Below are 8,511 nucleotides of genomic sequence, written 5' to 3' on the forward strand. Positions count from 1 at the left end.
TCAGCCCGGTCCAGTTCGAACAGCAGACAGCGGCGTCCCCTAGGATCACCCTCGCCGCATGAAACTCCGGTGTCCACGTCCCGGGGGAAGGCTCAGTGTATCTGCTGCAAGACCCCTCCGCCACCCCGGACAGCGAGGACGCGTGGGCCGGCATCTTCTCCAGACCCTCTCCCCGCGAGTGGCCTCTGCAGCGCGCTCTGGACTTCTTCGCCCAGCACCAGGTCTACGACATTCTGCTGAAGCAGCCCGAGGCCAAAGGCGCGTGGTCGTTCACCGAGAAACAGTCCAAGACCAGCGACCGGCGAAACGTGAACATCGCCGCCGCGATCACCGGATGGATCTCCGGCGAGCCCATCCCCCACCTCGCTACTGCCTGGCTGCCCGGCCTGGACAGCGAATGGGCCCTGGAACAGACCGTCAGCAACATCAGTGAGACCTTCGAGCACTACCTCGCCTGGACCGTCGGGGCGCTGGTCAACCTCGTCAACCTCCGCCTCGAAGAGACCGAGGCCGAGATCCGCCTGCCCACCACCGCTGGCTGGCATCTGCGCCACGGCGTCGACAGCCCACAAGCCCTCGCGCTGCTCAACGCCGGCGTCACCTCCCGCCGTCTCGCACACCAGATCGGACGTACCGCAGCCGAACGCGGCATCGCCGCAGAAGACCTGCGGGCCTGGCTGACCGGACTCCACCTCGCCGGTTGGCGGGACCAGTTCGCCGCCACCGAATACGAGATCAACGACCTGCTCGAATACGTCCGCAAACGCCGCCCCAGCCTGATCGGAGCACTCTTGGACACTGGCCACGTCTCCCTCGACGTACTCGTCACCAGTGCGGCACCCGCCCAACCAATCGTCGTCCAGCTACGACCCGACCTCGGCCCGGACCCCGCAACCCTCGTTGTCGACGACGGCTCGCACATCCGTGCCCTGGTCCCTGCCGACGCCCACCTCGATGTCCACACCATCATCGACAGCGGCATCGACTTCGAAACGACTCTGGCCGGAGGCCGCATCACCCTCGCACTGCCCCGCGTGCGCTAACAGACTCTCGGACCACTGCGGCAATCCCCTGACCTGCGTCCTTAACCTTCGGCGAGACGAACTGCGATCCGTCAGTCTTCGGCGAGATTCGCTCAAGGTTCGGTGCGACGGGACAACAGGGTGCGACACCCCGCCCACCTGGGGTAATAACTCGAACAAATAATCGAACAAGGTCTACGCTGACCCCACCGGAGGGGAGCCGGACCAACGACGAAGGGGGCTGACCGAAGGACCGGAGGTGACGTGGTGGTCGCGCATCTGCACGTCGCCTCCGGCTATTCGGTCCGCTATGGAGCCTCGCTCCCGGCCGCACTGGCCGAGCGGGCGGCTGAGCGGGGCCTCACCTCACTGGCCCTGACCGACCGGGACACCGTGTCGGGGGTGGTGCGGCACGCGAAGGCGTGCGCGGCGAACGGGCTCCGGCCGCTGTTCGGTGCGGACGTCGCGGTCGGCCTGGTCGACCAGCCCGAGGCCGCCGTCCGGCGCCGGACGCCGGCCAGGGGCGGGGCGTTCGTGGACGAGTCCGCACCGCGGGTCACGCTGCTGGCCCGCGACCGGACCGGCTGGGCCAACCTCTGCTCTCTGATCAGCACGGCGTGGACGGTGCGGGCCGAGCGCGGGGGCGGGCAGCCGGTGGTGCCGCTGGAGGTGCTCGCCGCCCATGCCGAGGGCCTGACCGTGCTGCTCGGCCCCGGCTCGGAACCGGTGCGCGCGCTCGCGGCTGGCCGCCCCGATCGCGCCACCACCCTGCTGGTGCCGTGGCGGGAATGGTCCGGTCCCCACCTGCGGCTGGAGGCGGTCCACCTGCGCCGCACCGGCACCGGCCCTGGCTCCCTGCGCCTGGCCGCGCGCACGGTGGGGCTGGCCGCCGAGCTCGACCTCCTGCCGGTGCTCACCAACGCGGTCCGCTACGCCGACGCCGCCCAGGCCCCGGTCGCGGACGTCCTCGACGCTGCTCGGCTGCTGCGCCCTGTACAGCGGGGGGCGACGTGCAACGGCGAGCGGTCGCTCAAGGACTCTCCCTCGATGGCGGAGCTGGCGGCCGAGGTGGCGCGGGCGGCCGGGCTGGGACCGGCCGGCGCCCAGCGGCTGCTAGCAGTGACCGCCCGGACGGCCGACGAGTGCCGCCTCGACCCGGCCTCGGATCTGGGGATCGGGCGGGTGCACTTCCCGGAGGAGGACCGGCTCGGCATCGCCCCGGGGACCTCCGCGAAGGTGCTGCGCGAGCGGTGCGAGGCGGCGATGGTGACCCGCGGCTACGCCGGTGACCGGGCGACCGAGCGGAGACTCCGGGAAGAGCTCGATGTGATCAGCGGCCTCGGGTGGCCCGCGTTCTTCCTAACGGTTGCCCAAGTGGTGCAGGACATCAAGGAGTTGGGCATCCGGGTGGCGGCGCGCGGTTCGGCGGCCGGCTGCCTGGTGGTGCACCTGCTCGGCATCTCGGTGGCCAACCCGGTGACTAACGGGCTGATCATGGAACGGTTCATGAACTACCGGCGCTCCAGCCTCCCGGACATCGACGTGGACGTGGAGTCCGCCCGGCGGATCGACTGCTACCGGGCGATCCTGGGCCGATTCGGGCCCGAGCGCGTCGCCACCTTGGCGATGCCGGAGACGTACCGGGTGCGGTGGGCGATCCGGGACACCGGCATGGCGATGGGCCTGGACCCGGCCGAGGTCGACCGGCTGGCGAAGGCGTTTCCGCACATCGCCGCCCGGGACGCGCGCTCGGCGATGGCCGAGCTGCCGGAGCTGCGCCAGGTCGCCGCGCACGCCGACCGGTACGGGGAACGCTTCTGGGACCTGGTCGAGGGCCTGGACGCACTCCCGCGCGGGATCGCGATGCACCCGTGCGGTGTGCTGCTGTCGGACAGCTCGCTGCTGGCCCGCACCCCTGTGATGCCGACGCCCGGCGAGGGTCTGCCCATGTCGGTGTTCGACAAGCACGATGTCGAGGGCGAGGGCCTGGGTCTCCTGAAGATGGACGTCATCGGGTCCCGCATGCAGTCCGCGATGGCCTACACGGTGCGCGAGATCGAGCGCACCACCGGCGTCCGGGTCGACCTGGACGACGCCGAGCAGGTGCCGCTGGAGGACCCGGCCGCCTACGAGCTGCTCCGCGAGGGAGAGTCCCTGGGGGTCTACAGCCTCGATAGCCCGGGGCAGAGGGACCTGTTGGGCAGGTCCCAGCCGACGGTCTTTCAGGACGTCGTGAACCAGCTGGCGTTGTTCAGACCGGGGCCTCTGGCGGCGGATATGGTGCGGCCGTACCTGCTGGCCCGGCACGGGAAGCGGCCACCGCAGTACCCGCACCCCGACCTGATTCCGGCCTTGAAGGTCACCTTCGGCGTGCTGGTGTTCAACGAGCAGGTCGCGGAGACCTTCGCGGTGCTCACCCGCTCGGATCTGGCGATGGGGGAGGAGGCCCGTCGCGCGCTGGGCCAGCCGGCGCGGGTGCCCGCGCTGGAGGCGTGGTTCCGAGCGCGGTCCGCGGCGTCCGGGTACGACCAGCGGGTCATCGACACGGTGTGGAACATGGTCATGGGCATGGCAAGTTACGGCTTTGCCCGGTCGCACAGTGTGAGTTCTCGGTCTTGCCTTGCAAGTCGGTACGGCTGCGAGCTGTGAGTCCGTAGATTGGTCGAGAAAAGCTTGGATCGCCCTCGGCATGTGGCCTGATCTGCACAGATGGTGCTTCGGTCGATCTTGCCTGGACGCAGGAAGCGTTTCGACCTGCAGCTCCGTCGTTTGACGGGGAATCACGGTTTTATCGCCGGAATCCCAATGGTTGCGTTCGCGTTTGAGCAGCTCAGCGCCGGTGCGGGGTGGGAGTGTGCCTTCTTCTCAACCTGCCTGTGGTGTTTGGCGGCTGCCACGGTCGGCTTCGATGGCGGCGGTGACGGCGAAGTTGAGCTTTGCGGACGCTTCGTTCCCTTCGGGGATGATCGGGTGGGTGATGTCGATGCCGGCCATGCCCGCAGCCAGGCCCGGTTGTCTGCCGTCTTCGTGGGCGACGAGGCCGCACAGTTCGATGAGGGCCAGGGCGGCGATCAACCGGCATTGCCCGCTGTAGGGGAGTGCCTCGGCGTTTGCCTGGTGGGCGAGGACATCGGCGTGCGTGCGGGCGAACGTGTCGGCGATGGCGTCGGGTGCTGGCGGGCTGGTCGGATCGGATGTCCAGCCTGGCGTGCGGTTCGCCCGGCGTACCAGATCATAGGAGTAGGCGCGCAGTTGTTCGGCTGGCTGCTGCAGGTCGGCCTGGGTGTCGTTTCCGCGCAGGGGTGCGCCGAGAGCGTCGGCGAGCGTACCCAGGTGCTCTTCGATCAGGGGGAGGGGCTGTCCGAAGTCGTTGATGTGGATGCCCATTGGCAGGACTTCCCCGTCCTCGATTGGTACGAGCGCGATGCGGCAGCGAACCCCGGCTGCCCCCCGCTTCTCGTTGCTCCAGGTACGGATCGCTTCCCGAGCCGTGGGCCATTGTTCGAGCGGGACTTCGAGCACCAGTTGCCGGTCGCGCCAAGGGGCCGCTGGCGCGCTGTCGGTCAGGACGGCGGATTTGGCCACGCTGACCCCGGCATTGGCCAGCAGAGTTGTGACGGCCTGCAGCGATGAGTCCAGGACGGCTTGCATGCTCGCGTGCACGGCTGTGCGGAGGCGGTCGCCGTCCTGGGTACCGCGTCGCAGTGCCGAAGCGACTGGCGGCTCGTCGACCGCGGACAGCAGTCTTGCCGCGTCCGTCACCGCGGTGACCAGTGCAGGGGGGAGCGTGTCACCGACCCCGGACAGTAGGGGACTGCCTTGGTCGATGGCACGCCTCAGGTCGGGAAGGGCGTCTGAGAGTCTGGCTCCGGCGCCGCGTAGGGCCTGGGCGTTGCCTTGAGCGTGGGCGACCTGCTGCAGGCTGGAAGAGATGGCCGTGAATGCCTTCTTGGCAATGTCCAGTTGGGGGGCCTCGCGCAGGGCCGCGTCCTCCTGGGCTGCGGTGTAGGACATCGAGACGGCGTCCGCTGCGGCCAGCAGGGGAGCGGGTTCGGCTGGGCGGGCAGGAAGCGCGACGGCGGCCTGGTGGGCGCGCTCGGCGCGAGCTGTCCACTCCTGCCGGGCCGGGGTCGAATCCTTGGGCCGTAGCCGTGCCGGAATTTTCGCGAGCAGGGCGAGCAGATCGGTGGCCAGCAGGGCTTGGGCGCGGCAGCGTTCCGTCCATGTCCCCCTTCCCGTACTCTCCATGGCAGCGGCCTGCAGGGCGACGTTGCGGCTGGTCGCACGGGCGCGACGCAGAACGCCGGCCCGCAAGCGTTTGACGCCTTCGGTGATGCCGACGACCCGCCTGGGTTGGTTGTGGGCGTGCCACAGTTCCGCGTCGACCAGGTCTGCCTCGGGACATGCATCGAACAGGCGCCGCATCAGCACGATGATCTGACCGTTCTCCGAGGCCTGATCGCCCCCTGGCTCGGGCGCGTACGCCGACGGCGCCGCTGGGGAGCCATCGGGGCGGGCGTAGGAGATCGCACGCACTGAGCAGGCCAGGTCATCAGCGTAGGTCCATGGCCGGGCCAGGCTGGTCGTTTCCAGGCCGAGCGCCGTCAAAGGCAGGAAGGTGACGTTCACGCTGCACCCGAACGGGTCGCTGGCTACGGCGTCGATGGCGCGCTGGGTCACGTCGCCGAACACCGTCGCAACGTCGGCTCCGCGAAGATCGGCCAACACGGCCAGCGAGGCTGTGAGCTGGGCACGCAGATCTGCCGCCACGCTGGTACCACTGCCGGGCGGGTCGGGTAGTACGGGGACGTGATGCCGGTATCCCGCGCCGGCCTGCGCCGGACTGAATGTGATCAGCCCTTCGGCTGCCTCGCACAGCCTTACGGCAGTGGCCAGTTGCGTGCCGCAGACCAGACTGAGCAGAGCAACGGGTCCCAGTGCGCTCCCGGCGGCGAGCGCGGTGTCCTCGGTCCGCGCTGGCAGCTGCCTTCCAAGTGCTTTCACGGGCTCGAACTGCGGCAGATCGAGGTCCATTTCAGGGGACATCCAGGCGATCCACAGGAGTGTCGCCGCATCGATGCCCGGCGGCCGATCCTGCTCCACCAGGGGGAGGGCCGCGTAGACGTGCGCGACGCTGTCGATCCGGTCGGCCGCCTCCAGCAAGCCGGCTGCGTGGACGGCGACGTCACCTACGGCGTCCGATCTCCCTACGGCTGTGTGCCGCAGCTGCTCGGCGATGCACTGAGCCAGCGGGTGCAGCGCGTGATGGATGCGAGTCAGTCTCTGTGAAGCGGTGAGCGTGTGCAGGTCCTGCGCGGTGGTCTTCGCCACGCGCACGGCGGCGCGGCGCAGGGCCTGCGGGCGGGCGGCCGCCGCGAGCGCCGTGATCGCCGTGGCGTATGTCGACGCGAGCGTGGGTAGCGCGTTGGCGTGCAGGAGGTCGAGGAGGACCTCGGTGCGCAGGTCGTGCAGGCCTTTCCACCCGTTGCCCTCGGTGTTGGTGACGAGGTGTTCGCCGACCAATCGGTGGAAGACTTCCTCCAGGGCGTCAGGATCCTGGCTGAGTGCGGTGGGCAGTGCGTTGGAGGGGACTTCGAAGCCCAGCGCGTGTGCGGCGCAGACCAGTCGTAGTACCGATCGGTCGAGGCGCCGCTGCGGTACGGCGAGCGCGTCGACCTGTTCGGCCAGGACCTCGCGCAGCCGCCGACCGGTCGTGGCCAGGGCGAGGAACTCCATCAGCAGCCCGTCGGCCTGCTTGACTGCTTCCTCACGGGCCATCACCAGCGGCACCCCGCTGTCCTGGACCGCTTGGTAGACCTGTTCGGCCGCGGTGGGGGTCAGCGCCGCGTCCACGAGGGCTGCGCCCCGGGTCAGAGCCGGAGTCAGGTCTTCGCGCCGGCCTGCGGCCATGATCGCGACACCGGGCATTTCGAGCAGCCGGTCGCGTGCTTCTGTCCAGGAAGCCGTGCGGGCCCGGCCCAGGTCGTCGACGCAGACCACGACGCGGCACTGGAGTGACGGCTTGGCGCGCATTACGTGGCGTACGAGCAGTTCCGCGTCGTGCGAGGTGGCCACCCTCAGTACTCTCAGCAGGCGAGGCCCGGCCTCGATCAGGCGGGCGCACCGCCACAGCAACGCCGACTTACCGCTGCCGCTCGGGCCGGAGATGATGGCCTGTCCGCGGGCGGACAGGCCATCCAGAACCTCCTGGGACTCCTGGGGGCGCAGCACGTCCAGGCCCGCGGCAATGTGGCCGGGAAGCACACTGATGCCCTCGAAGAACCCTCGGGCGTCCTGCGGGGACGGGGCGAGGAAGTCCAGCGGTTCGCATACCCCGGCGGCGACTGCTTCCTCCAGGCTGTCGACGTCGATCTCCCTGCCAAGTGCGGCGGCCATCGCATCGAGATCACTGGTGGTGCGGACCACGGCCTCAGCGAAGGCAGAGTGCTGTTGCGCGGCGGCGACGTCGGCCAGATCGCACTGCAGACGGCTGCGCAGTAGCGCGGCCATTGCGGGGTGCAGCCCCAGCCCGGTCTGCAGCATTGACGTTGTGGCCTGCCCGAGGTCCTCGCGCACCTCGATCAGATGCGTTCGGGAGAGCGTCATCGGGGCGAGCGCGGGATCCAACCCCAGAGCGGACAACTGCTTCTTCAAGGCCGTCAGCAGCAGCGTCCGGGGCGTGGCTCCGGGGGCGAGCGCGGTGTCGAGGGTGCCTGTCCACCCCGTGTGCGGAAGCGAACTGCCGAACCTTCCATTGGTCACAACAGCCAGACGTGCCGGGACGGGTGCGTTCGTCCCGGCGGCGGCCTCTCCAGCCCCGGCACTTCGCTGCTCTCTCTGCGGTACCGTGGCCTGGTCGGAGAGCCAGATCGTCTGAGTGGCATGAGCCATGATCTCTGCGAGCTCCGCGGCCGCGATGTTCTGGGCGCCGGGCCCACGTGCCTTGCTCTGCACGAACAGCCTCGAACCCTCGGCAAGGTGGCAGTCGACGTCCTCGAACCCTTCCGGGCACACCGCGTCGACAGGCAGGCCCGGAACTTCGCCAGCACGGCCTGCAGACAGGAGCATCGCTGACAAGGAGACCTGGAATGTCACCCCGGCGACATTCGCGGCTCCTGAACGCAGCCGTGCGAACTGCTCCGTGAGGTTGCCGGCCGGGATCGGTATCTCCTTCTGGTTCTGGCCCTTGGGACGTCCCACTCCGCTGTCGCCTGCCCGTGTGTTCCGCTTCGAACTCACCAGTGCACCGCCGTCATCGAGGACCTGCTCACGCCAGGCAGCATAAGCGGCCTGGCGCCGTCAGCCGTCGCTGTTGTCTCCGTGATCGCGAAATGCCCGGATTTGCGGGTGGCCCTCGCAGGGGAGTTCCGCGGTGGCTTGCGTCACGCAGATACTCAGTGGTCTCGGCTGGTGGTGATGGTGTCGAGTTCGGTCATGGTGATGTTCTCGGTGCCGGTGAGGATGGCGCGGGTGGCGGCTTGGCTGATGA

The 8,511-nt window shown here is 69.3% G+C and carries 3 protein-coding genes; 2 read left to right on the top strand and 1 reads right to left on the bottom strand.

What is annotated here, in order from left to right:
- The first annotated feature begins 95 nt into the window (after positions 1-95).
- Complete coding sequence (locus tag ACIBH3_RS35540) at positions 96-1,043, top strand: hypothetical protein (RefSeq protein WP_396316257.1); 948 nt, start codon at positions 96-98, stop codon at positions 1,041-1,043.
- 243 nt (positions 1,044-1,286) lie between these two features.
- Positions 1,287-3,671, top strand: a complete 2,385-nt coding sequence (locus ACIBH3_RS35545) for a PHP domain-containing protein (protein ID WP_396316258.1) — start codon at positions 1,287-1,289, stop codon at positions 3,669-3,671.
- 216 nt (positions 3,672-3,887) lie between these two features.
- Here the strand turns inward: ACIBH3_RS35545 and ACIBH3_RS35550 are convergent, their stop codons facing one another.
- Complete coding sequence (locus tag ACIBH3_RS35550) at positions 3,888-8,222, bottom strand: hypothetical protein (protein WP_396316259.1); 4,335 nt, start codon at positions 8,220-8,222, stop codon at positions 3,888-3,890.
- Positions 8,223-8,511 lie beyond the last annotated feature (289 nt).

The sequence above is a fragment of the Kitasatospora sp. NPDC050543 genome, from assembly GCF_044457565.1.
Taxonomy (GTDB): domain Bacteria; phylum Actinomycetota; class Actinomycetes; order Streptomycetales; family Streptomycetaceae; genus Kitasatospora.